The 24,629-nt window shown below is 37.3% G+C and carries 23 protein-coding genes; 9 read left to right on the top strand and 14 right to left on the bottom strand.

Annotation, left to right across the window (positions count from 1 at the left end; translation table 11 throughout):
- Positions 1-9: 9 nt before the first annotated feature.
- The 4 genes from lsrB to COD92_RS07230 are packed head-to-tail and all read right to left on the bottom strand — an operon-like array spanning position 10 to position 4,595.
- Positions 10-1,077 (bottom strand): autoinducer 2 ABC transporter substrate-binding protein LsrB, encoded by a 1,068-nt coding sequence (gene lsrB / locus COD92_RS07245; protein WP_141561086.1) that lies wholly within the window; start codon positions 1,075-1,077, stop codon positions 10-12.
- Positions 1,078-1,091: 14 nt separating this feature from the next.
- Positions 1,092-2,090, bottom strand: a complete 999-nt coding sequence (locus tag COD92_RS07240) for an ABC transporter permease (protein WP_098996052.1) — start codon at positions 2,088-2,090, stop codon at positions 1,092-1,094.
- Between the two features lie 20 nt (positions 2,091-2,110).
- On the bottom strand, positions 2,111-3,094 hold the full coding sequence (locus COD92_RS07235; RefSeq protein WP_098996051.1) for an ABC transporter permease: 984 nt from the start codon (positions 3,092-3,094) through the stop codon (positions 2,111-2,113).
- Positions 3,087-4,595, bottom strand: a complete 1,509-nt coding sequence (locus COD92_RS07230; protein ID WP_218014458.1) for a sugar ABC transporter ATP-binding protein — start codon at positions 4,593-4,595, stop codon at positions 3,087-3,089. Before COD92_RS07230 ends, COD92_RS07235 begins: the two co-directional genes overlap by 8 nt.
- A 334-nt stretch (positions 4,596-4,929) precedes the next feature.
- Between COD92_RS07230 and COD92_RS07225 the strand changes: the two genes are divergently transcribed.
- Genes COD92_RS07225 through COD92_RS07215 form a run of 3 tightly spaced genes read left to right on the top strand, consistent with a single transcriptional unit; the run spans position 4,930 to position 7,840 of the window.
- Positions 4,930-5,850 (top strand): sugar-binding transcriptional regulator, encoded by a 921-nt coding sequence (locus COD92_RS07225; protein ID WP_098996049.1) that lies wholly within the window; start codon positions 4,930-4,932, stop codon positions 5,848-5,850.
- A gap of 51 nt (positions 5,851-5,901) precedes the next feature.
- Complete coding sequence (gene lsrK / locus COD92_RS07220) at positions 5,902-7,461, top strand: autoinducer-2 kinase (protein ID WP_098996048.1); 1,560 nt, start codon at positions 5,902-5,904, stop codon at positions 7,459-7,461.
- A 22-nt stretch (positions 7,462-7,483) separates the two neighbouring features.
- Entirely contained in the window at positions 7,484-7,840 is a 357-nt protein-coding gene (locus tag COD92_RS07215; protein WP_098996047.1) for a cupin domain-containing protein, read from the top strand.
- Positions 7,841-8,181: 341 nt separating this feature from the next.
- On the opposite strand, the gene COD92_RS07210 is transcribed toward COD92_RS07215, so the two are convergent.
- From COD92_RS07210 to COD92_RS07185, 6 genes are all read right to left on the bottom strand, one after another.
- On the bottom strand, positions 8,182-8,763 hold the full coding sequence (locus COD92_RS07210; protein WP_098996046.1) for a hypothetical protein: 582 nt from the start codon (positions 8,761-8,763) through the stop codon (positions 8,182-8,184).
- A 734-nt stretch (positions 8,764-9,497) separates the two neighbouring features.
- Entirely contained in the window at positions 9,498-10,022 is a 525-nt protein-coding gene (locus COD92_RS07205) for a type 1 glutamine amidotransferase domain-containing protein (RefSeq protein WP_098532576.1), read from the bottom strand.
- A gap of 333 nt (positions 10,023-10,355) precedes the next feature.
- On the bottom strand, positions 10,356-11,228 hold the full coding sequence (locus COD92_RS07200) for an SH3 domain-containing protein (protein WP_098996045.1): 873 nt from the start codon (positions 11,226-11,228) through the stop codon (positions 10,356-10,358).
- A 207-nt stretch (positions 11,229-11,435) separates the two neighbouring features.
- Positions 11,436-12,260, bottom strand: coding sequence for a DUF6241 domain-containing protein (locus COD92_RS07195; protein WP_098996044.1), 825 nt, complete (start codon positions 12,258-12,260; stop codon positions 11,436-11,438).
- Positions 12,261-12,581: 321 nt separating this feature from the next.
- Positions 12,582-12,782, bottom strand: a complete 201-nt coding sequence (locus COD92_RS07190) for a hypothetical protein (RefSeq protein WP_098996043.1) — start codon at positions 12,780-12,782, stop codon at positions 12,582-12,584.
- 676 nt (positions 12,783-13,458) lie between these two features.
- A complete protein-coding gene (locus COD92_RS07185; protein ID WP_098996042.1) occupies positions 13,459-14,883 on the bottom strand; it encodes a transposase in 1,425 nt (474 codons plus the stop codon).
- 214 nt (positions 14,884-15,097) lie between these two features.
- Between COD92_RS07185 and COD92_RS07180 the strand changes: the two genes are divergently transcribed.
- From COD92_RS07180 to COD92_RS07155, 6 genes are all read left to right on the top strand, one after another.
- The gene (locus COD92_RS07180) at positions 15,098-15,316 is read left to right on the top strand and encodes a DUF1659 domain-containing protein (protein WP_098996041.1); all 219 of its coding nucleotides are present in this window, start codon (positions 15,098-15,100) and stop codon (positions 15,314-15,316) included.
- 37 nt (positions 15,317-15,353) lie between these two features.
- Complete coding sequence (locus COD92_RS07175; protein ID WP_098996040.1) at positions 15,354-15,572, top strand: DUF2922 domain-containing protein; 219 nt, start codon at positions 15,354-15,356, stop codon at positions 15,570-15,572.
- Positions 15,573-15,701: 129 nt separating this feature from the next.
- Positions 15,702-15,839: a YvrJ family protein gene (locus tag COD92_RS07170; RefSeq protein ID WP_098996039.1), complete on the top strand. Its 138-nt coding sequence runs from the start codon at positions 15,702-15,704 to the stop codon at positions 15,837-15,839.
- Between the two features lie 358 nt (positions 15,840-16,197).
- Positions 16,198-16,767, top strand: coding sequence for a competence protein ComK (locus tag COD92_RS07165; protein ID WP_098996038.1), 570 nt, complete (start codon positions 16,198-16,200; stop codon positions 16,765-16,767).
- 164 nt (positions 16,768-16,931) lie between these two features.
- The gene (locus COD92_RS07160) at positions 16,932-17,273 is read left to right on the top strand and encodes a helix-turn-helix domain-containing protein (RefSeq protein WP_098996037.1); all 342 of its coding nucleotides are present in this window, start codon (positions 16,932-16,934) and stop codon (positions 17,271-17,273) included.
- Positions 17,274-17,730: 457 nt separating this feature from the next.
- Positions 17,731-19,083: a glycosyltransferase family 2 protein gene (locus COD92_RS07155; protein ID WP_098996036.1), complete on the top strand. Its 1,353-nt coding sequence runs from the start codon at positions 17,731-17,733 to the stop codon at positions 19,081-19,083.
- 214 nt (positions 19,084-19,297) lie between these two features.
- Here COD92_RS07155 and COD92_RS07150 read toward each other — a convergent pair whose 3' ends face one another.
- From COD92_RS07150 to COD92_RS07135, 4 genes are all read right to left on the bottom strand, one after another.
- A complete protein-coding gene (locus tag COD92_RS07150; protein ID WP_098996035.1) occupies positions 19,298-19,753 on the bottom strand; it encodes a VanZ family protein in 456 nt (151 codons plus the stop codon).
- A gap of 302 nt (positions 19,754-20,055) precedes the next feature.
- Positions 20,056-21,000: a mannose-6-phosphate isomerase, class I gene (manA, locus tag COD92_RS07145; RefSeq protein WP_098996034.1), complete on the bottom strand. Its 945-nt coding sequence runs from the start codon at positions 20,998-21,000 to the stop codon at positions 20,056-20,058.
- Positions 21,001-21,402: 402 nt separating this feature from the next.
- Positions 21,403-22,542 carry an acyltransferase family protein gene (locus COD92_RS07140; RefSeq protein ID WP_098996033.1) on the bottom strand — a complete coding sequence of 380 codons (1,140 nt, stop codon included), beginning with the start codon at positions 22,540-22,542 and terminating at the stop codon, positions 21,403-21,405.
- Positions 22,543-22,819: 277 nt separating this feature from the next.
- Positions 22,820-24,562 carry a phospho-sugar mutase gene (locus COD92_RS07135; protein WP_176550401.1) on the bottom strand — a complete coding sequence of 581 codons (1,743 nt, stop codon included), beginning with the start codon at positions 24,560-24,562 and terminating at the stop codon, positions 22,820-22,822.
- Positions 24,563-24,629 lie beyond the last annotated feature (67 nt).

Here is a 24,629-nt window from a genome sequence, read left to right as displayed (position 1 = left end):
ATTTAACTCTTAAAAATCGTAGTCTTTCGTATTGTCTTTCGTAAATACAATCCGTTCCGGCAACACAATAATTCCTGAATCATCTGCTGTATAATCGTAGCCTTGGATGGTGTTCGGCTCTACTTTAACGGAACCCATATCAGGAACATCCAAAGAGTCTCCAACTTTTAGTTCCTTTCCTTGTGCTAACCAATAAGCGACGTATACGGCAAGGGCACCTTGATCTTTTACATCCCATAAACCATGGTTGTTAATAGTACCGTTTTCAATAAACTGTCTCATTGAATTGGGAGAAGCAAATCCTGTAATAATGACATCATCCGCTTTTAATCCTTTATTTTCAGCCGCTTGTGCCATTGCCGGAAGAGCGGTTGAGTCTGGGCAAATAACCGCATCAATATCAGGATAAGAACTTAAAATACTTTCTCCCACTTGTAATGATTTTTGTTCATTTGCATCACCGTATTGAGTCGTAACAACTTCCCATTTTGGATATTTTTCTTTAATATATTGGTTTGCAGCTTTAACCCATGAGTTTTGGTCTGGAACTGTCGGGCTGGAATAGAACCAGGCAATTTTCTTAGCCTCATCAGGTTTATCCATTTGCTGGGCAGCCATGTCAACAAGCATTTTTCCTAGGATATCTGGTGTACCTTGGTCTACATAAACAGAACGATATTTAGGATCAACATCTGAGTCCCATGTGACAACTTTAACGCCGGCATCTAATGCCTTTTTCAATGCTTGATTCAAACCGTCAGAAGAGACTGAAGAAATAGCAATCGCATCAGCACCGCTATTGACGGCACTATTAATAATTTGTACTTGATTAGCTACCGTACCTTCAGGGGCACCATCGTACTTTACTTTAAAACCAACCTTCTTGGCCATTTCTTGTGCCCCATCATTTCCAGACTCAAAGAAGGCATTCCCTGTCATTTTTGGAATGAAAACCACCTGAATATCTTTAGGATCTTTCTTTTTACCCCCGTCTCCGGAAGAGCTTTCATTGGATCCGCAGGCAGCTAATAATAATGTCAGAATCGCCATAATACTTACTATTCTAATAGACTTTATTTTTCTCACTGTCCCTAACCCCCAATATGTTGTTTTTGTGTTAAGATCCTTTTCATGTTAAATCTGAACTCTGGATTTATGCCCAGGAATGCGACAGATACGATAAGTAGAACCCCAGTAGCTAATCCTATATACTGGGTAGAGACCCCAGCCATTTGTAATCCTATCTGCATAAATCCTAATATTATGCTGGCTAACGCTGTCCCTACAACACCCCCTTTACCTCCTGTGATTAATGTCCCTCCTAACACAACAACAGTTAGAATGGGCATTAGATACTCAGCACCATAATCGGCTCTTGCACTGCCTAAATAGGAAGTTAATACAACCCCTGCAATACCAGCACTTAACCCTGACAAGACGTATGAACTAGCAATGATTCTTTTCGTATTGATTCCGGAGTAATCAGCTGTGTTTTGATTAATTCCTGTCAAGTATATATATCTGCCATACCTTGTGCGGTGCAGGAGAATATAAGCAATGAGAAACATAATAACAAATAAGATAACAGCATGAGGGATTCCCATGACCTCTCCATTTGCAATGTTGCTAAAACTATCAGGAAAGCCCGAAATCCCTTCATAGGTACTTACACCAGAAAATCCCACCAGCACAATAGCAATCCCGCTATATAAAAGCATGCCGCCAAGGGTGATGACCATCGCTTGAACTCTTCCATAAGCAATAAGAACTCCATTAAGAAGGCCGCATAACCCACCAATTAAAATGGCAAAAATGACGGAGCCCCAGATATTAATTCCAACCACTTGCGACAAAAGACCTGTGACAACGGAGGTTAACCCAATAATCGAAACGCCTGAAATGTCTATTCCTCCTGTAATAACGACCAGTGTGACAAAAAAGCCAATAATGGCAATCGCAATAAAATCGTTAAAGCTATTTAACAAGATCGTGACATTCCAAAATCTTGGATTAATTATCCCAAAAACGATCATTTCAGCAATGATCAAGACGAATAAAGTAAGGTTCCATTTAGGGATTTTATTTAACATAAAAAGTTCTACGCCTCCTTTTACAAAACCCTTGCATTTAATCTTAGTTTCTTTGCCTTTTTATTCGAATGAAACGCAAGCAAGGCATCAATCACTACAATAATGATTAATAGAGAACCCGAAATCGTATCATTCCAAAAGGCTGGTACTTTCATATAAACCAGAGCAGAGTTGATGGACGTTAAAATAATCGCTCCCAACGCTGCCCCAACAACCGTTCCAATCCCGCCTATCAATGACACACCCCCAAGAACGCAGGCTGCGATCACCGTCAACTCTATTCCTGCTCCAGCGTTGGTTGAGACAAAGCCAATTTGACTAACAAAGATTAATCCAGCTAAAGAAGCACAGATACCAGAAATGACAAAGGAATAGGCAATATATCTATTCACAGGAATTCCTAATGAAATGGCACCGTCTGCGTTATCACCAATAGCATTGTAATACCTTCCCTTATTACTCCTAGATAGATATAACTGAACGAAGATGACCCCCACAATAACGATGAAAGATAATAAATTAATTCCAAAGATGTCTACATTCGAAAGCTCTTTGAAGTTTGCAGGTATATTCTCTACCCATTTCCCGTCCGTATAAATAACTTGAACCACTCTTGTAATGGAAAGGATCGCTATAGTCATGATAAACGAAGAAATTTTTAACTTGATCACTCCAAATCCATTAATGAGTCCAATGATAGCCCCAATAAGTATGGCAGTGATCACAGCTAGAAGGATATTTCCTCCATCGCGAAGAATCGTTCCACAAACAGCAGCACTTAAACCCATTGTTCCGCCTACTGAAATATCTAAATTCCCGGTTAACAGGACAAAGGTCATCCCGACGGCAAGAACAATATAAAGCAAGCTGCTTTTCAAAGATCGATCGATATTTTGTAAAGATAAATAGTCTGAGTTGATAAAACCCACAACAATAAATAGAAGGACTAAAAATAGGAGAGTTCTAAATTCCCGTTGTTTGAATATTTTTCTAACCCTAGGCATGTGTCTTATCACTTCCTTTAAATGTTCCAAAAGCTGCCTTCATCACATTGACCGCATTTATTTGGTCTACGTTTAGGCAAACATCGCAGGTCCCCTGATAGACAGCATAGATGCGGTCACTAATTCTTTCGATTTCTTCTAGATCAGAGGAAATGAGCAGAATGGAAAATCCCTGGCTTTTTAATTCTGTCAGGATGGAATAAATGTCACCCCTTGCAGCCGCATCAATTCCCCTTGTTGGTTCATCCATGATGATTAATTTAGGGTTCATGGATAACGCCCTTGCAATCACAGCCTTCTGTTGATTCCCGCCTGAAAGTGATTTGATTTCATCCTCCCGGGAATTCACCTTTATCCTTAATCGATCAATATACTGATCGGCCACTTGTTCTTCTAATTTTTTCTTGGTAAAAAAACCGTGTCGTTTAATAATTTGCGATGTGATATTATTTCTCACAGAAGTGATCGAAAAAATACCGTTTAAAAAGCGATCTTCCGGAATATAAGCCAACCCGCTGTCAAGCGTTTCATTTATGGATAACTTTGTAATGTCCTTTCCATCAAGATAGACCTTTCCGCTCTCAATCGGATTAATTCCGTAAATCGCTTCCGCAATCTCTGTTCTTCCGGCACCGACAAGCCCGGCAAGACCCACAACCTCTCCCTTGTAAACTTCAAAACTAATATTCTTAAAACCATCGCCAACTATGTTTTCAACTTTTAGGATTGGTTCTTCTCCCTCGTGAGTGGACCCTCGTCTTTTAAACTGATTTTCGTAGTGATTTTCATTTCCAACTGGAAGCAGCCCTTGAATCAACATGTCTTTCGTGAACTCCTCTATTTTCCCTTTAAGTGTTACTTTTCCGTCCCGTAATATGACGGCATGGGTGGAAATCTGAAAAACTTCGTCAAGACGGTGGGTAATATAGATGATTCCAACCCCAGCATTTTTCAACTGTTTAATCACTTTGAATAATGACTCTGTTTCTGAAAACGTTAACGTAGAGGTTGGTTCATCCAGAATTAACACTTTTGACTTTCTTAAAAGCCCCTTTATGATCTCAAGCTGTTGTTGTTCAGCGATACTCAATGTAACAGCTAACCGATTCAAATCAAGATTCCAGCCTAACTCTTTAATTAGCTTTGCAGATTCTTCTCTCACTTCATTTTTATCTTTTCGAAATCCAATCGTGAGGTTTTGTTCAACCGTCATATTTGGGAATAGCAATGGTTCCTGCGGCACTAAATAAATGCCTCTTTCATGTGCCGAAGAAGGATTTAGATGATCCGCTTTTTCACCAGCAATCTCAATAACCCCTTCATCCGAGTTGTAGATCCCTGTGAGGATTTTCATTAAGGTACTCTTCCCTGCTCCATTACCGCCGATAATAGCTATTACTTCTGACTCATTAAGTTCTAATGAAACCCCCTCCAAAACTATGTTTCGGTTAAAGGCCTTCCGGATATTCTCCAATCTCACTAAGTTCCTCGGCGCTTTCATCATAACCCCCTACCTTAGCACTATTTTTGTAACCGCTTACTAATAAGCCTATTACGGATTCATACATTTTATTAACGATTAAACATATATTAGCTAGTAAACCTTCTATATATCTCTGATGTTGGCAAATTTTAAAAATAAGCCAAAACACCTAATGAATGATTCCCTCGTAGATTATATGAACCAGGCAAAATATTCATTACATGCTTATTACAATATAGAAGGGTGATCGTGGGATTTGGCTTTTACTTTTGTTTTACCGTCATGCAAAAGTATCACAATTGTTTTAACATAAAACTTTTGTATCAAAAATAAACTGTAGAGAGTGAAGAACATGTCATATGAAAATAGCCTGATCATAAAAATCGCATGGAAATATTACATTGAAGGAATGACGCAAAATGAGATAGCAGAGTCTTTAAATCTATCTAGAATGAAAGTGATTAAATACCTAGATATCGCGAAAGCCAATAACATTATCCAATTTAAAATTAATCTGGAAAAATTGGTTAACATCGATTTGCAGAATCAAATCAAGCAACAATATCAATTACAAGATATTTATATCGTTCCTGCCTCTAACGAAAATCCGTTAAATAGTCTGACAAAAGCCGCCGCCCACTATATTCAAGACCGAATTACCAGCGACACGATGATTAATGTTGGTTATGGGCAAGCCGTTTCAGGAACCTTGGGACATTTAAATATCTCAACTAAGTATAAAGTCACCTTCGTCTCGTTATCCGGAGGCGTCAAATTCTACATTCCAACAGCTATCGATTCATCATCCGATTATTATACAAATCCCAATTACAACCATTACATTATGCCGGCCCCATTATTAACATCTACCGAACACCTCGCCAAACAGTTGATTAATGAAAAACCAATCAAGAAAATCTTTGAAATGATCCCTTACTCTACGATCACCATTATTGGCATTGGAGCAGTAAACGAACGGGCCACCCTTGTAAAGGAAGGATATTTGAGCACGCATGAAATGGAAATCTATAAATCATTGGGGGCTGCAGGAGATTTATTAAGCCAATTTTATGATCGAAATGGCCATGTTCTAGATCTTCCCTTGCATAAGCAACTGGTTAGTACTGATATCCATTTATTAAAATCACTGAACCATGTTGTTGCCGTGGCTGGAGGAGTTGAAAAAAGAGAGGCTATTATCGGTGCACTAAAAGGGGGCTATATCGATGTATTAATTACAGATGAGGTTGTTGCCAAAAGTCTAATTGAATGAAATGCTCCTGGTCATGAATCCCTAAAGGAATAGAAAGGATGAGTGAATAGCATGGAAAAGTACTTAATGGCGATTGATGCCGGAACCGGCAGTGTCAGAGTCATTTTATTTAACACACTAGGCAATGAACAATTTGTTACACAATCAGAATGGACCCATCATGAAGATAAACGGTATCCAGGCTCCATGGACTTTGATATCGAGAAAAATATAGACATTATCATCAATCTAATAAAGGAAATCTTAGCTAAGAGTAAGGTTAACCCTGAAAGCATTGTGGCTATTTCAACCACAAGTATGCGTGAAGCCATTGTCCTATACGATGAAAACGGGAAGGAATTATGGGCCTGTGCCAACGTGGATTCAAGATCAAACGATGAAGTGGCTCACCTTTGTAAAATAAGTGACACAATCGAAGCAGACATTCATCATGTTTCTGGACAGACCTTTTCATTAGGAGCGATTCCGAGAATCCTTTGGGTAAAAAATAATAACCCTGAAACCTATAACAAAGTTAAATACGTTACAATGCTGAACGACTGGATTACATATCGTATGACCGATGTGATTTCGGTTGAACCTTCGAATGGCTGCACCACTGGTCTTTTCGATATTAAGAAAAGAGTTTGGGATCCTAGCATTGCTGAGAAGGTAGATCTTAGAAGTGATATTTTTCCGATTGTAAATGAAAGCGGATCCATTATTAGCCATGTGACTAAGGAGTTCTCAGCACTTACGGGATTAAGCACTCAAACGATCGTTGTGGCAGGGGGTGGCGATGCTCAATTAGGCTGTATTGGCATGGGGGTCATTAACGAAGGGGATGCAGCTGTTTTAGGCGGGAGCTTTTGGCAATATGAATATACAACCAATCATGTTGAAATCAATGATCTTTGCAAAGTAAGAGTGAATTGCCATGCCATCCCAAACACTTGGCAATATGAGGCCATCGCCTTCTTTCCTGGATTGATCATGAGATGGTTCAGGGATACGTTTTGTGAGCTTGAAGCCTTTCTTCAGAAAGAAAGCGGGGAAAGCATTTATGCCCAAATGGAGAAAAGAGCCCAAAATGTACCGGCTGGCTGCAATGGAATGATTTGCACGTTTTCCGATAAAATGAACTACTTTTCATGGAAACATGCGGCACCAAGTTTCATAGATTTTAAGTTTGATAGCTCCTATAATAAAGCAACGTTTTACCGGGCCATTATGGAAAATGCCGCGTTTGTCACAAAGGGCAATATCGAAATCATTTCCAAAATAACAAACAAATCACCGGAATCGATTGTTTTTGGAGGCGGGGCTTCAAAAAGTGATCTATGGTGCCAAATTGTTGCTGACGTTCTGAATATAAAGGTAAAAGTTCCATTTGTAAAGGAATCGACAGCACTAGGTGCGGCCATTTGTGCTGGTGTTGGAGCAGGCGTTTATGAAAGTTTTAATGAAGCCATTACTCAAGTGGTTAAATTCGAAAAAACCCTCGAACCAAACGAATCGAATCACTTCATTTATGAAGAGTTATATAAAAAGTGGGAGGCTGTGTACAAGGTACAACTAGATCTAGCAGATCAAGGATACACAAACCATATGTGGATTGCCCCAGGACTATAAAACATCCAAAGGAGTGAACAAAATGACTGTTATAAACGAGAATGAGCTAGAATACCGATTTGGTGATAGTGGTCCTAAGTACCTTATGAAAGGACCGAGAATGAACTTCGGTGTCGTTGTGTTACAACCAGGACAGGATTTTACAGCACATTATCATAACGTGATGGAGGAAAACTTCTTTATCTTAGAGGGAGAACTAGAAATTCATATAGACGAGGAAATTTTCCAATGTAAACAAGGAGACTTTATTCATGTTGAACCAAAAAAAGTCCACTATTTAATCAACAAGGGAGATACCGTTTTTAAAGCAGCTTTTATGCTGGCACCCTACCAAGAAAAAGATAAGGTTGACGTAGATTACAAGCCATACGTTAAATAACCGGATCCAGAATACACAGGGACGGTTCTTTTGCTTCGGAATCAGCACTTTATAGAAAGGAGTGAAGACTCGCGGGACGAATCATACTAATCATTAGCGAAGTAGGATCCCCTATCGTGGTGATCCTCTGTCTGCTTTACCAGATTGAGTCGAAGTTAGATCTGGTAGTCCAATAGATATAAAATCTTCCCAACCAAATAAAACCGTAATGATTTAGGAGACTAGCAGTCAAGGAGCATGAGAACCGTCCCCATGCTTCTTTTCCAGATCAACTTCATAAGAAACTCAATCTATTAATCCTTAAATGACAATGAATATTTTTCCTAATCTAGCCAATCCTCTTATTTTAGTTGGGTTGTCTGTAAAGGATTATTGGCTAAAATTTCTTCCACATCCTCATATCCCGGTAGAAAGGCATAGTTGTATCGTGCAGGAAGTGCAAACACGTAATCATTGTTTCGACCCAATTCAGTTGGATCTACAGGAGCGGCTCCTACATGAAATACGCCTTGCTTAAGTGAGTTCCACTGGTTAAGTGTAAATACCATAATGGGGATGTCCTGGCGTGGGGTTTCCTTAGTCCATTTAGGATCTCTAATAGATATAATCGGCCCTGTTTCATCTACTATACTACCGTTATCATTAGCGACCCCCTCCCACTGATCAGTTATAATGGAATAACCTCTCCAATTTGCAGGAAGCTTAAAGCTAAAACCGTATTTTGTATTTTTATAGACAATTGATTTTGATGCATCAGATGAATGAGAAGTGGAAGAAGATGGGGGTGGATTGTTGGAAGTGGTGTCTTTCTGATCCTGATTACCGCCTGTTGTACTGCTATTTCTTGAACATCCTATCATAAGAATGAAAGCTAGCGTCACAAGAGCCCATTTAAGTAATGATCTTTTTAATGCTAAGTTCATAAAAATTCTCCTCACATTAAAAATTTTGGAAAAACCCAGTAAACACCCAAGGTTCCAAGAAGCTCTGAAAACACTTTTGTCTCTCCATTAAATCGTCTCTCTGCGGATTGACTTAATTTCGAGGACTCCTCTAATTTTATTCACTCCTAAATCAAATTAAACCATATATACACGTATGATCCGGGTAGTTAATGATTAATTTTTATGACAAGGAACGACATCATAACAACAAATTTCCCTATATGCTATACTAATCAAACATTTAATTAAAAAAGCTGAAAGTTTCGTCCCTCTTACTTTACTCTTCAAAACTAGTAAAAAAGATTGTCGAGCCAAGTGAGAATATTTCACAGATAAAACTACAATTTCCCGGAAAATTCTATTGTTATCGACTCAACTTACATCCCTCTTGTCAGTTCGCTATCTTTCGCATCTAATCAAACATTTGTTTAAAAACAATCTTTTCCACGTCATTTCTGCATTTGTCACCCCAATTGCATGAAAAAAATGTCGAGAGCTGTCCACAACTCATCTTATCCAGTCATTAAAGATTGAAAGGTTCGTAGTTAAATTATTAATGATATCCATCCTATTACCCTGGATCAACCTTGCACTTACTAAAAACTCGTATCATTCCGAATAGGAGTTTTTCCATGTAATTGGTAATTAAAATAAACTGTCCATTTAAAATGAACAGTTTATTCTCACTGATCTTCCCAGTGTGACAAACAATTTTATTTTCGTTCTAATACAGAAATAAATTCCCGTAAATAGTCAGGCAGATCAGGCGGCCGGCGACTTGAAACAATGTGACCGTCAGTGACGACAGGCTCGTCATACCAGATGGCTCCTGCATTTTCCATATCATCCTTAATACCAGGTGTACTGGTTACTTTTTTACCTTCCAGAATTTTTGCAGAAATGAGGACCCATCCTGCATGGCAAATTTGACCGATTGGTTTTTCACTGGCATTCATATCCTGGAGTAAACTAAGGACCTCAGGAAAACGGCGAATTTTATCAGGAGCCCATCCACCAGGAACTAGTATGGCATCATAGTCCTCAGCCTTCACATCAGCATAAGCAACTTCGGACTTAGCGGGAACGCCATATTTACCAATATAGGTTTCGTTAGCAAGTTCTCCTGCTAAATGGACAACTGCCCCCTCTTCTTTAAGCCTTAAAATCGGGTACCAAAGTTCTAAATCCTCAAATTCATGATGAACCAAGCTGATAATTTTCTTTCCCTGTAAACGCATATCCCATTTCCTTTCCGTATCGTTTATTTTTGATTTCTATTATAAACCTTACCATAAATAAACTATCAATAAAAAACGTTCACTCCCCTGACTACGTGGAAAAAACATGAATGGCTATTTTTATCCATCCAAAGAAAGAAATCCATAATGGTATGCTCAAAGTTGTACCTAATGTAAAGGCCTTTTAATATCTTGTGCTCTTGATCAGTCGTGGGCTAATGCCACAATTCATAAATGTGTCCCTTTCTCTTCTTTGGCCGCCTGGGTAATCCCTATTTTGCAAAAAAACCAACAGAGAAATACTCTGTTGGCTTTTTGTTTCTCCGAGGAGAATCAGTATTTGTTTAGCTCCTGAATCGGAGTTTGAATAATGACTGGATTCTTATTAGGGTCCAACCATTTCAAGATGCTGACAACATTCGTTTGTGAGGTGGAGGTACATCCCAGCGTATAGCCACTTCCAATGTGGAAGAAGATCGCACTACCTTTATACGGAGTTCGTTGTGTATTGTAGTTGATAACGAAACCATAGGTATAGGCTGCGATATTCATGTTTTCAGCACTATTCCATTGACCTTGTGTTTTACTTCTTGATTGCCAAGTGTTGTAAAGTTTTGAAGTTGGATCATCTACCCAAACATCATCGCTAGTGATTTTTCTATAAGGCATTTTGGTCCCTGGATTTGCATAACGTCCAAATGCGGTTCCAATGGAGTACTTTCCGATTGGAGACCTTTTACCGCCTTCACGCATACTTGCGGCAGTGGCAAATCCATATTTACCAATATGGCCTGTGGTGGTTAAAACAGGTACCCATTTCCCTAGGGAATTTCTCTCGAAGGTACGAATTTCAGCATTTGAGGTATTGTAGCCATTAGCAGTGACAAGAATTAACTGTTTGTTGCTTCCTACTGTCATTAACCTCTCCGCCAAATTCTTAGTGGTTAGGTATTGGTTGGATGCCCAACCTGTTTTACCAGCAACAGTTACTTGATCCCAAGAGCCTTTCGTTTGTGACACAGTGACAGCTTGGTTTTGCTTAATGGTTGTTACAATTTGGTAGGTCGTTCCCGGACCCGTTCTGACATTCAATGCAGTCGCTGTTACATATTTTGTTACGCTTGCTGCAGCTACCGGTTTAGCTACAAGAAATCCTGAAAGTAAAACAAACATGGCAACAAAGATGGCTAATCCCTTTTTAAACATCTACTCTACTTCCCCATTCTAGTCATATTATTATCCATTTTTATTATATAACGATTATATCCTTCTATTACAATAGGGATTATGTCCTCTTCCATTATCCAGCTGGATCAGCTGGGATAATAATAAATAAAAATAAAAGAGTAAGGATCCACAACTTGATAGGATCCTTACTCTTTTACATTTCACAAAGGATTTTCCGTCCGCATCTTATCGAAAGTTTTGTTCAATGAATTCTTGTTCTTCCTCGGGTGTCAACAACCGTGTCGCAACTCCGATTGTCCCGTTTTGAAGGGAAAGAATTTCGTTGTGTGCTTCGACCGCATTTTGGAAATTCCCTTTATCCCATTCGTTCAAGATTCCTAGATAAACATCTTTGTAGACATAATCGGCTTCATCTAATGTTTTAAGTAATTGGTCAATTCTTTCGGGTGTCATTTCGGTCGCTCCATCTTTTTCATCTGCAGCAACTTTTTGGTGCGTCATACGGTGAACAATCCATTGGAATTCTTTTTCTGTAGGTATGTAAATACCTTCAGTAATCTCTTTTTCAAGCTCGGCATCGTTTTTGACTTCCGTATCAAGTGAAGACTCTCCATCGTTTTCGACTTCCGTATCAAGTGAAGTCTCCCCATCGTTTTCGACTTCCGTATCAAGCGAAGACCCTGTATCCGCTACTGTTTTTTCACTCCCATTGCTAGTCACTTGATATATTAGAACACCGACAATAATGACCCCCACCACAGCAACAATCGAAAGACCCATCAAAAGTCCTTTTAAGAATTTCTCCATTTCCCCAACCGCCCTTTTTATACTTATAACAATTGTAATTGTTATAAATACGGATTTCAAAACAATTCGTTTCAAAATACGGGTCAGGTCCAATCTTTTTCTAACTGAATGAATAACATTTTTATTAGCAAAAACATCTCTGTGCTCGACGAAACTACCAGGAAGCTCGCTGCCGCAAACAAAAAGATTTCGGATAAGGTTTAGGCTAACAACTTTAGACGTTGTTCGCCATTCTTGTTCCATTATTTCGACTAATTTCCCTTTATGCCATACTAATCAAACGTTTAATTAAATCCAGTGTAATGACCGCTATATATGGATTTCCCTTAAAATGACGGTAAGAAAATTGCCGAGGAAATCAGGTTATTATAATCCTATGATTCTACAAAAATAGTGCACTTTTATACCAATTCATTAAGAGCCTTCCCCAAGCTTAATTTTAACCCGCTAGTAAATAAATATGTTCAGTTATACCTAATATGGGCTTAATTATACTAACCTGTTAATTAAAATGATACAAATGTTCTTTATCTATAACAAAGAGGCCTCATCAGCCCCCTCTTCTTAACCAATATCTTCGAATATCTTTTCAAATACCTCAAACGCTTCTGTATCGATACCAGCCAGCCAATGAATATATTTGATTTCTTTTCCTGTTAAATCCCTGTCCAGCTGATTGGAAATTAAACGAACTAATCGTTTATATCTTTCCTCTTCTTCCTTAACAAAGGTAATGGCTTCTAAATACTCTTTTCTAGTCATCATTTCGAATTCTCCTCCCTCCCCCCAAGCTTGTCCAATAATCGATAAAATTAAACCCAAGATAACTGATAAAATAGGAGACTATGACAATCCATAACGCTCATTCTTCCTTACTACTACCATCAGAGCCTTCTATTTTACACATATAGGTGTGATCTCTTGCCCCTCCTTTCAGGGGTCGCCATTTAATCCTCTATTTATACATCTTCCTAATCCAAACAAATAACAATGCGGAATATTGAGAAACTGGAGAATCAAATCCTAGGCTGTGCCAACCCATGGCACAGCCCTTTTTACGTGTCTATACATGTCTATACAACACGCAAACAACAAACTTCTGAATCCTCACCCCATTGAAATAGGGTGGTTCTAAAAGATTAGACCTTCTTTGAATGAAGGGTACATGTACTTTCCCCTTTCCTTACTAGACAAGAACATTAGATCATTCAATTCTTGCCGTTTAGACTCATGAGTTTTCCATGCAACATTCGCGAATGAACAGCTCTTCCACGCAAAAGAAAGACAGTCTTAGACATGGCGGAACCCGGTGGTTTTCCAGTCGCCGTTTAGTATTCGCATCTGGCTTTAACCTGCCAAACAAGAGATCTCTAAAACTAACGTCATAGATTTCCTGTTCTTCCGTGGGATTCAACACGGCAAAGGTTTGAATTTTAAATAATTAAAATCCGATGCTAAATATAAACTTTTTATTTAATGACCGAAGCAACTTTTCGGTCTTTTTGTAGTTTTCAAGAAACGATAAATATTCGGTTATACACTTCTTTCTGTTTACTTTATTTTTTGCATTATTTACGTTTTTAATTAGCCAAGCGGAGTAACAATCTCTCTGTATTTTTGTTCCGTCCGGTAGGACGTGAAACCGTTGAGACAACTTCTTCTTCTGATAATCATTTAACACATGGCAATACTGGCTAGCTCTCACCGTCCACGTATTTACGTACTCAATTTTTAATCCTTGATAAGATAGTTTTTTATTAACAATGGATAAAAACATGCTTGGTGCTTTGTATCCAATTCTTTTGCCGAACTTTGTTTTCTGGAGCCCCTTGTAATTCATTTTTTCGCAATATACCTGGTTTCCCATATTGAGAATGGTATTAGCTAGTTTATTGTGCATAATTTTTCGAACAGAGGCTATCTTACGGCAGATTTCTTTTAGCTTAAACAACTGTTTCCAATAATGTTTAGAACGTATCCATTTATCTCTGTTCCCCTTTTTTATAGTCCCGTTTTCTTTGTACCTATTAGGGTTGGTCGCCCTCCTAGACCTATCCATTTTTCTAAAAATTCTCCGTTTTTCTTTCTCCATCATTTCCAAGCCATCACAAAATTCCTCAATCATTACATCTTTATCCGATACAGCTGCAATGGTTGATATACCAATGTCTAATCCGACTTCACCATCACAAGTTTTGTGTTTTTGTGGAGGAGTACCTTTTAATACTAACTGCAAATAATAGTTGACTTTCCCCCTAATAGTCTTTCGAACCAGGCGACAATAGGCGATTTCATCGTGTAGAGCCTTCTGTATGTATTTATCTTTCATTGGAACATGAACTTTCATTTCTAAACCATTCCAATATAAAACTCCGTTTTCGTAGGTTAAACCAGCTTCGTTGTTTTTTCCTTCAACCGAATCAAATTGTCCGTACTTTTTAAAATGCACCTTTTTGCCTTTTCCGAAAAGATAGTCAGAAATAGACTTCCAAACTTGAAGGGCAATTTTCTGTACGATATGAGAATCTAAATGTACTTTTTGTTTATGCTTCAAATTTTTAGGCTTCTTTTGTTTAAAATGTTTGCCCATTTCTTTGACGATTCGCTCAGCCCCGGTTTGAGAGACATCATATTTTTCTCTTATTTCTCCTAGTGCAGCCGACCGTACTTCAGATTTTTCTTTCTTCAACCATAATTGATATTCTTCATCAGCTCTCATAAGAGCAATGTTTTCTAGCATTTTTCCTTTACAAGCATTTGAGATATGACGAGCAATTTCAAATCTAGTTTCTAGTATATGCAGTTGAAATGTCTCTAAAAGTACATCTAACTCTACTATATAACGTATTTTCTTCTCCTTCGCCATACCCCTCACCCCGAACACACATTCTATATAATTGATTATATGGATAATTATAGAAATAATCAATCGAAGTGATTTGAAATCATAAAAAAACAGGCAGAACGCACCTCATTGAAATAAGGTGCGTTCTGCCTTTGGAATCGTAAAAATATTTTTGACCTACCTGTCCTTTAAGTCTCTCAAACTATATATATAAGACGAAAGGAGGTGATCGAAGATGGCACAAGGATTACTAGAAACGACAAAGCTTCGGTTGGTATTTCAAGCGGGCATCGATAACGAAGGAAATCCAATCTTAAAGTCTAAAACGTTTAGCAATGTAACGAAAGCGGCAACAGCTGACCAACTGTTCCAAGCAGCCCAAGCGATCTCAGTTTTATGTAATGGCGACTTAAACAAAGTGGAACGCAATGACAGCTCTGAGATTATCGGTTAATGTCCAATAAATATCCAATGATAGGAGGTGAAAATAAATGGCCAAAACATTAGAATTACAATTTGACACCGAGTTTGGAAAAACGGCGAAAATCACCGTCGATAATCCAAAGGAGCCAGTGGATGAAGATGTGGTGAAACTTTCCATGGCGCAGATTATTGCAGCTAACGTATTTACTACAGGCAGCGGCAAACTTGCCTCAGCAAAAGGGGCAAGAATCATCGACCGAAATGTAACCGACTATGAACTAGCATAATAACCGCAAGGCCGGATTCTCATGAACCCGGCCTTTTTTTTAAATCGTGGGTGACGGTTCTCCTGTGGAAGCGCGGGGACGGTTCTTCTGCTTCGGAACTATACCTTTATATGAAAGGAGTGAAGACTCGTGGAACAAATTATACCATTCATTAGCGAAGTAGGATTCCCCATCGTGGTGACCCTCTATCTACTTTACCGGATTGAGTCGAAGTTAGATCTCGTGGTCCAATCGATACAAAATCTGCCCGATCGAATGAAGCCATAATGAATTAGGAAAGAGCAATCATTAAAAAGGAGCACGCGAACCGTCCCCACGCTTCCCCCATGATTCCCCAATTTTTGTAACAAATATGTCAAACTTTGACGAATTTTGTGCACTTTAGTACATGGTTAAAAAATCCTAATTATAATTAAATAATGTTAGAGGAAATCGCTCCCATGTTTACAATTCTATTTCCAAACAATCGAATTGGCGAATGCACCTATTATAACCAGGTATAGAACCTGCAGCAAAAGAGGTGAAGTTCAAGCACAAATCTAGTAAACCTCAACTTAGTTGCTCACAAAAATGTTCGCGCTAATCTAATTTAAGTAGTTCAAAAAAACAAATCGGGAGATGTTTTATGATTATTGATCAGTTTTATTTATTGGATGAGGACATCATTTTAATGACAGGTGAATATAACAACGAAGGGAAGTTTTGTGCGAGAATTATGGTCGGCGGGCAAACACTCTTAGTAAACAGAACACCAATACAGGTAATGGACGACACATTGAAATACATAGGCTTCGATTTAAAAGGAGCTATAAAAGGTACAAAAAACATACTTGGCAATATCAATATGTGCCCCATCCTTGTCAACCCATATAAGGGCATTTGTCTTTTTCCATATAAATCCCCCAAAAAGGAAGATTGTGTTTGGTTTAATCCTGATCATATTGTCAAAACCAAGACCCGCGGCTGCAAGACTGAAGTTGAACTTAGCAATGGTGTTTCAATCATTATCGATTTGAAGAAGTACTATTTTATCAACAAGATCCAAACCGCTCTTCTACTGAAGAATATTTCCAGAGAGAGAGGGAACCATCCTCATCCCCTCTCATACTTCAATGAATCAGAAAAGCAGAGACAAATTAACAAGTTGAAAGAAGGCAGATACAACTTTAAATCATTAGTGGAATACAGCGGTTAACTAAAAAGCAAAATCTTCCACAAAAGGAGCTAGCCTTTAACAGCTCTCTTGAAAGGTCCTATATCAGTATCTTGGAATGGGATAATAAAAAATCCTGCTAGATACGTAGAATAAGAATGAACAAATAAAGGATAGATCCATTACTTAAACTTAAGGAGAATAATATGAAAAATAACCGTATCGCTCTTTTGGGAGCTCCCCCCTGCCCAAATTATGTAATTGGGGTAAAAGGGGAATTTCCCATGAAGGAATATGAAATAGAGTCAATTGGAGAATTAATAGTAATGAAAAGGCGTGATTTGAAAATGTCTCAAGATGATCTGGCAGCTGAATGTAAAATAACAAGGAAAGCGATGAGTAATATTGAAACAGGAAAGAGCTTGCCAAGTCTACCTGTCTTCGAAAAAATTGCACAAGCCCTAGGCATGGATGGTTCTGAGCTTTATAAAGAAATAGAAGACCTAGGTTTAATTGGCGATTTATTTAGAGATGAAAAAGAAGAATAACTAGCTAAGTACAGCCCCTCACATTATAAATCAGTAAGTACACGAGAAGATTAGGGTATCAGCCCCACGGAACAAGATACCCTAATCTACTCACACCAAAAATGGAAATAACTCAGAATAAAGTGGCTCACTATTGAAGTGATCACTCTGGCTCAAGTTAATATTTACAAATAAAACGATTAGATTATGATAGACCCATATAAGACCGAACATCATTGATTGGTGATTATATATCCGAAAACACCCACTTAAAAATCGGTATGTCTTAAGAATAAAAGTTGTTTCAAGTTGTGTAACGAATAATAATACACAATAATCCAAAGAAACTTTTTGTATTACAAATAATAGTCCCTTCCAATTTACTCCTTATTTTACATTAAAACCTCAATTCCCTCTAATTAAAATCATGGTATTATAGGATGTTATTACTTTTTCATAAAAGAAAGGCTAATGTTCTATGAAACCAGTATTAAGTCCCATTAACTCCCAAGTAACAAAAGAATTCAAAAGAAAATATATACCAATAAAAACAAAGTTTTGGATCAGTCATATAGCAGCTTTTATATGGATGTGCTTTTCTATATATATAGCACTTCCATGGTTAGAGGACCTTGCAAAAATCGTATCGTTTCCATTAGCCCTACTTATCATTGGTGGTATATCCTACATCCCCGGCTATCTGAATGCTTTTTTAGTCATAAGCTTAATTCTAGATCGCCAACCTGCCTTTAAGAATGAATATCCGAATGATGAGATTACCATACTCATAGCAGCACATAACGAGGAAGACAAAATCTTTCAGACTTTACATTACATTGATAAACAAGACTATTCAGGAAAAGTAAAGGTATTTGTTATCAATAATGGTTCGACAGATAAAACAGTTCATGAAGTAGTAAAGGCTAAAAGGGAATTAAAAATTGAAATTGAGTTACTTAATGAAGAGAAACCCGGAAAATTCAATGCTCTAAATCACGCGTTAGAATGGGTAGAGACTCCTTATGTGATTACAATTGATGCCGATACTCTACTACATCCATCTTCTATCCGGTATCTTGTGGCACGCATGAAATCTAGCCCTGAAGACGTATGTGCCGTTGCAGGATCTGTTCTAACAAAAAACAGCAGAGAGAATTTATGGACAAAAATTCAAGAATGGGACTACTTCTTAGGGATTGCATCCATTAAGAGACTTCAAGGCTTGTACCAAGGAACATTGGTAGCCCAAGGAGCTTATAGTCTTTATAAAACTAATTGCATTAAAGAAGTAGGCGGTTGGCCTGATGCCATAGGTGAGGATATTGTGCTAACATGGCGTCTGCTTCAGAAAAAATGGAAAGTATATTTTGAGCCATTGGCTGTTTCTTTTACTGAAGTTCCAAGTACGTTTATTCACTTTGTACGACAACGAGCAAGATGGGCAAGAGGCATGATTGAAGGATTGAACGAAATAAAGCCTTGGAAGCAGCCTCAAGTTTACGTTAAATATTTAACAGGCATAAATCTGATCATGCCATATTTAGATCTTACCTATACCCTATGTTGGATTCCGGGACTGATTTTGGCCTTCTTTGGTTATAACTGGATTGTTGGCCCAATGACATTACTTGTATTACCTTTAACACTTATCAGTTATAGTATTCTTTATTTCTATCAAAGAAATGTTGTATTTAAAGCATTAGACTTAAAAATCAGAAAAAATATTTCAGGCTTTATATTTTTCATTCTTGGTTATCAATTAATTATTTCTCCTGTATCGGTATATGGTTATATACAAGAGGTTTTTAAATTTAAAAGAAACTGGAAGTAACGCAGTGTATTTTTAAATACACTCTTTTTCTTAATTAATTTGGGTATTCATTAGTTATACTAAAAATTAATAGACCAACTTTTTGGATTCTAAAGAAAAATAAAAACAATCCGGAAATAGCAGTATTATTCAGTAATCGCTTACATTTAAAAATTAAGCCAATCAGCAGATATAGGCATCTAGCTAGATGATTGGCTTATGATTTTGTCTGGAATTAGTCTCCTATAGGCCTTAAATTACGGTTTTTGATCAGTCTCTTTCTCTTTATTAAATAAGTAATAAAGAGAACTAGCAACGCGCCTACAGAATCAAACAAGAATACATCTTTTTGAGAGGACACCCTACCTGGCATAAAAGATTGATGATACTCATCAGACATGGCATATAGTACAGTTAGAAACCAAGAGATAATAAAAGAGAATCGTTTGATTTCAAGTGACTTAAACAATAAGAAGGCAAGAATTCCGAATACGGTAATATGTGTCGCCTTTCTTATGACTAAGTTCAGGGAATCTACTTCTGTAGTGTCAACGCTAGGTGTATGGATCGTTTGATGTTCTGTTACGACAACCTTATGAACGGCTTTACAGGTATTCTCCCCAGTAAAGTATGGCAGCTGGGTAAGGTAAAAATCGTAAGCATCCAAATTACGGCTCCAAGTACCCACCATTTTCTTTTATTCATTATGCTGTCTCTTAAATTTCCAAAATTACACCCTTTTCCTAAGAGGAAAAGGGTGCGAATTAGTAGTGCTTTCCTATTAGAATTGAATTATGAGGTTATAACCTTGCAACCTATCTATCATTTACCATATTCATTACGGCCGTTTATATAGCCGTTAAATTTTCTAGGCTCTGTTCTAAACGACTCAGACTGACCATGAGCCCCGTTAATTAGTATTTCAATACATTAGATGACGGCAAGATAATCTTACTTTCAAGACCAGCTGCTTGTCTAATGGTCCTTACTCTCTTAAGTATGCGACACAATCATTTCACAATTCCCGTCTACCACAAACTCCCCAAAGCCCACAGGAATTATAAAATGGGTCCCCTTCTTCAATCCATAATACTTCCCATTATGTGAAAGGGTTCCTTCACCATCACTCACACTAAAAAGCAAATACTTATCATTAAATGCAAAGCTAGACTTGCCATCAACCTCCCATTTATATACTGAGAAAAATTCCGATTTCACAAATGTCGTAATCCTAGTATTACCATTTTCATGAACAGCCCTTGTAATTACATCATCTTGATGCGGAACAGTAGTAACCTCCATTGCTTTCTCCAAATGAAGATCCCTTAAGTTCCCTTCTGTATCTCGGCGATCATAGTCATACACCCGGTAGGTTGTATCTGAACTCTGTTGCGTTTCTAATACAAGCGTTCCTTCACATAAAGCATGAATAGTCCCACTTGGGACATAGAAAAAGTCACCTGGTTGGATTTTCACTCGGCGAAGCAAATCATTCCAATGACCATTTTGAATTTGATGCTTTAATTCTTCCTTCGTTTTGGCATTATGCCCGAAAATCATATCGGCATTTTCTTTACAATCAATGATATACCAGCATTCAGTCTTACCCAGTTCACCATTTTCATGAACTAATGCATAGGAATCATTGGGATGAACTTGGACCGATAAATCCATGTCCGCATCCAAAATCTTGGTTAATAAAGGAAAAACCCTTTCCTTTGGATATCCAAAGAGCTCCGGACGCTCACTCCACAATTGATCTAGCGTCATCCCCTTATAAGGGCCATTTTCTATCATAGAGGGCCCATTAGGATGTGCAGATATCGCCCAGCACTCCCCTGTGTTTTCGTTCGGAATTTCATACCCGAATAGTTCCTGTAAAGCTGTACCACCCCAAATTCTTTCTTTAAAAACGGGTTGTAAAAATAACGGTACCAAAAGAAGCCCTCCTCATTATGTTAATCTGTTATAAGCTAATATAAAATAACTGCAAGCCTTACATCTTACTTGAAATCCCCTATATTTATAGTCTACCAACTCTTCCATTGTAAGATGCTTAGTTTGAGTGTCTCACTATTCTCTCCCCCATGCTCTATGAGTGTTATGCTAGCGGCGGCAAATAAGACTATTATTTCTGTTATTGAAAATGGCGGTGTTGTCTTATAAAGACAACTTGATGATTTTTTGTATTGGAAATAAACTGATTCCCTTTGAAAAATCTAATTAAGAAAAAGTGTGTTTGTCCCTGTTTAGAAGATTACTTAATTAATCTACTGCCTTCCTTATACATTAGCATTTACGTGCTAGTGAGTATGTTTCACTATTTTCTTCAATAGCGTTTTATGCTGACATTTCTGTGTTATTTTGTACAGTCTTTCTTTTGGTAACTCTATTTGCAAGATTTTTTCCCAACTTCATACTATTAATTTCAATAGAGTAATAGGATATTGTCGAAATAATAAATGTTAATAAAAGCCCCACTATCCATATTTCTGAATTTGTCCATTTTCCTAAAAAATTATTAGTTAATGCAAGAAAGATTATTAAATGAGATAAATAAACGCTGTAACTTATCTTCCCTATAAAAACAATCGGTTTTAATAAAAGGGGTTTACTTAGCAAACTTCCAGAAATAACAGTTGTTATTATCAACATACTGCCTAATGTAGTAAACCAATCGCCAATATAACGACCAAAAAATGGGATATGAATTCCAATGGAATAAGCGTATAGACAATAACCTAATAAAAGTACTCCATATTTCAAATTAAGTTTTACTGAATTATATAGTCTTATTAGATTTTCTTTGTGCTTAGCCATTAAAGAGCCAACAACAAACATTAAAATATAATGAAAAGTATCAAAATAGTTAGTTGTAATATCTACTTTATCTTGAAATAAATAATGCATTACTATAGCTAAAACTGATAAAATCCAAGAACAAGTTAACACATTTTTCCAATTGTACTTTAAAATAACGGCTATAATAATCGGAAAAATAATGGATATCCTCATTTCATGAACCAAAGACCAAACGACGGGGTTGAAGTAATTTTGATTAAACATATCAATTAAAAATAAATGCTGTAATATCGGTTTCCAAGAAATTTGACCGATCCATAATCCTTCCAAATTTACTGTTCCTGTTAGGTATATTCTTGTTAGGATGGCAGCTCCAATAGAAATAGCAAAAGGTATATAAATTCTGCATATCCTTTTAATTAAATATTGAAAATAGAATGTAGAGTCAACCTTTGTCCTATAAAATGGCAATGACAATACAAAACCACTTAATACAAAGAAAAGGATTACAGATTGATGACCAGACCATAGCAATCTTAGTGGAGAATACATGCATAATCTCCAAATAATATTGTTAATTTCACTCCAATTAGTAATGGTCAAATTTAATGCATGGTAAATAACCACACTAAGTGCGGCAAGTCCTCTTAAAGAGTCTAATTCATCATAGCGTTTCAAAAATAAATCCTCCTATTTTTTCATTTACACCGTTAACATTTAACAATTTTTGTAAATAGGTAAAGCAAGATAAGTTAATAAAGAGGAATAGCCTATATCAAAAAGCTAACCATTGGTTATATTTCAATCTATATTACCGAATTTTCCAAGTACTTTTATAAACAATATATACACTCAGCCTGAATATACGGAAATAAAAAAACACCCTTGTCTGAAAAGAGGACAAGGGTGCTGAATATTAGTGCTTTCTTCTTTTAATAATAAAAAGGATATAAAGTTATACTTTTGTTAATAATATATCATTCACCTTACTCATAACTGCAGTTTGTAAAATAACTAATTTCTCCCGGCTTTGTTCTATTGAATTTCCTTTAACACCAAAGTAAAATTTCGCCTTAGGCTCTGTACCAGACGGACGTAGACAGAACCATGAACCATCTGCTAAATAAAATTTTAATACATTTGATGTAGGTAAGTTAATCTTATTTTCCAAAATACCATCTTTTCTTACAGAAGTTGCATAATCTTCCACTGCTGTTACTTTAATTTCCGCTACCTCTATCAAGTCTTCATTTCTAAATGTATCCATTAAACGAGCAATTTGTTCTGCTCCATCTTTCCCCTTTAAGGTAATTGACTGAAGTGACTCCTGGTAAAAACCATACTTTTCAAAGATTGCTAGAAGACCTTCATACATGGTCATGCCTTTCGATTTATAATATGCCGCTACTTCTGCTGCAAAAATCGCAGACTGAACGGCATCTTTATCACGTACAAAAGCGCCAATCAGATAACCATAGCTCTCTTCATAACCAAATAAGAAGTTATGCTGGCCCAATTGTTCAAACTCATTGATTTTCTCTCCAATGAATTTAAAACCTGTCAGTGTATCCATGGCTTGGATACCATAATACTCTGCAATGGCCCGACCGATTTCAGAGGTAACAATTGTTTTAATGACAACACCATTTTGAGGAAGTATGCCCTTGGATTGTTTTTGCGATAGTAGATACTCAAGCATTAATGCTCCCATTTGATTTCCGCTTAATACCACATATTCAGCAGAACCGTTTTTTACGGCTACACCTAATCGGTCCGCATCAGGATCTGTCGCCATGAGAATGTCCGCACCAATTTCTTCACCATAGTTTATGGCTAATTCAAAGGCTGCATGTTCTTCGGGATTAGGCGACTTGACTGTTGAAAAATTCGCATCTGGTAGTTCTTGCTCCTTTACAACAGTAACATGTTCAAATCCGAATACCTTTAGCCCTGCACGGATAGGTTTATTCCCTGTACCATGTAATGGTGTGTATACAATTTTCAAATCCTTCGCGACATCAGTTACTATCTCAGGATTTAGCTGAAGTGATTTCAATTGTTCTACATAGGCATTATCAACCTCTTCTCCAATGTAGGTTAATAACCCAGTTGATAGAAGTGCCTGCTCTTCTGCCACTTCGACAGTAAGTTCATTTTCAACAGCATTTACATATTTAATAATAGTATCCGCTGCTTCTGGGGGAATTTGGCCACCATCCTCTCCATACACCTTAAAACCATTGTATTCAGGCGGATTATGACTTGCTGTAATGACTACTCCTGAAAAGGCATGTAAATATCTAACCGCAAAAGACAAAACCGGTGTTGGACGAAGTTCGTCAAATACAAATGTCTTAATTCCCTGCTTACCTACCACTTTAGCAACTTCTAACGCAAATTCCGGAGACTTATGGCGTGAATCATAGGCAATCACAACCCCACGCTGTTTAACTTCCTCCCCCTGTTCAACGATATACTTTGCTAATCCCTCAGCTGCCCTGCGGATGGTATAAGTATTCAATCGGTTAGTTCCAGGGCCCAGCTCCCCGCGCATACCACCGGTACCAAATTCTAAGTGTTTATAAAAACTATCCTCTAATAATTTTTTATCGCTTTCCATCATAAATAATGCTTCTTTTATATCACATTCTAAATTATTAAAAGAAAGCCATTTTTCTGCATTCTTTAACCAAGTCAAAATAATATCCCCCTAATCTTAGAATTTTGACGATTTAGATTCTAGGATTATAATCTAAAGAATTAAA

The sequence above is a fragment of the Bacillus sp. AFS037270 genome, assembly GCF_002585305.1.
This window is presented reverse-complemented; position numbering and strand designations above follow the sequence as displayed.